The sequence below is a fragment of the Clostridium sp. SGI.024 genome, assembly GCF_050315195.1.
In the GTDB taxonomy this organism is placed as follows: Bacteria; Bacillota; Clostridia; order Clostridiales; family Clostridiaceae; genus Clostridium.
In genome coordinates this window covers 1-313 of record NZ_JBNPON010000177.1, presented here as the reverse complement: position 1 = coordinate 313, position 313 = coordinate 1, and the positions used below count along the sequence as shown (strand labels likewise).

Annotated in this window: 1 pseudogene; it reads right to left on the bottom strand. The window is 31.0% G+C overall.

The features are described from left to right. A pseudogene (locus ACQRD5_RS17305) lies at window positions 1–313 on the bottom strand (IS21 family transposase); the annotation flags it as partial.

Genomic DNA, 313 nt, shown 5'->3' with positions numbered 1-313 from the left:
ATAACGATTTCTTATTTGTTCTGTGGGAAGCTCAAGTAAGAAATCTTTTTCTTTTTCTAAATGTAATACTGGAATTTTACCAGTTGATGTATGGCATGTACTATTAATTCTGTTATTAAGTTTTGAAACTAATTCATGCAATTCATCAATATTTAGAGTTCCATTATAAGCTCTAATTTCATCTAATAGTTTCATAGGAGCCTCTACTTTAGCTTTTGTATTCGGTCTACCTGCTATGCAGGGACGGACTTTAAATCCATAATCATCAGCAAATTGTTGAAACTTATTATTTGTTTTTCCGTTGCGATAAGCT